This is a genomic window from Caballeronia sp. INML2 (assembly GCF_023631365.1).
GTDB lineage: Bacteria > Pseudomonadota > Gammaproteobacteria > Burkholderiales > Burkholderiaceae > Caballeronia > Caballeronia turbans.
On record NZ_JALQDH010000108.1, the window covers coordinates 1 to 590 of the forward strand.

Here is a 590-nt window from a genome sequence, read left to right on the forward strand (position 1 = left end):
GATTGAGGAGCCGGTGTGCTTTCAATCACCGGGGTTCCGTCCTTGAAGGGGATACCCTTCAGAAGCGCCTCGATATTCTCTGCGCCGCGGATTTTCCTCCATGACTTTTCGGCGGCTTCAATCAACTTGAACGCCATCGCGAGGAAGGTTGCGCGCGACAGGCAGTTACGTGTGCGGCTTGTGCGATGGCGCACCGTCGCGAACGTCGATTCAATCGGATTCGTGGTCCGCACATGCTGCCAGTGCTCGGCAGGGAAGTCGTAGAATGCGAGCAATTCGTCTCGGTCCTTCGTGAGTTTCTCGACGGCCTTTGGATACTTTGCCGCGTAAGTGTCGACGAACTCGTTGGACGCGACGATCGCATCGGCTCATGTCGCGGCATTCCAGATTTCAGCAAGCGCCGCCTTGGCCTTGCCGTGCTGCGACTTGGGCATGACGTTGAGGATGTTGCCGATCTTGTGGAACTTATCCCGACATCGGGATAAGTTCCATTACGCCGATGTCCGGATTATGCCGAAGTCCCGGCTGCGGTACCGGACTGCTGGCGGCGAACGCACTTTAGGTATCGGAATAATCAAAGCGACTCCAGA

The 590-nt window shown here is 56.9% G+C and carries 1 protein-coding gene and 1 pseudogene; one reads left to right on the forward strand and one right to left on the reverse strand.

The window, feature by feature from the left end:
• Positions 1 to 461, reverse strand: a pseudogene (locus tag NCT32_RS32390) (transposase); the annotation flags it as partial.
• Between NCT32_RS32390 and NCT32_RS32395 the strand changes: the two are divergent.
• A partial coding sequence (locus NCT32_RS32395) for a hypothetical protein (RefSeq protein WP_250491270.1) occupies positions 346 to 590 on the forward strand: 245 nt, incomplete at its 3' end. The pseudogene NCT32_RS32390 and the gene NCT32_RS32395 sit on opposite strands and share 116 nt — an antisense overlap.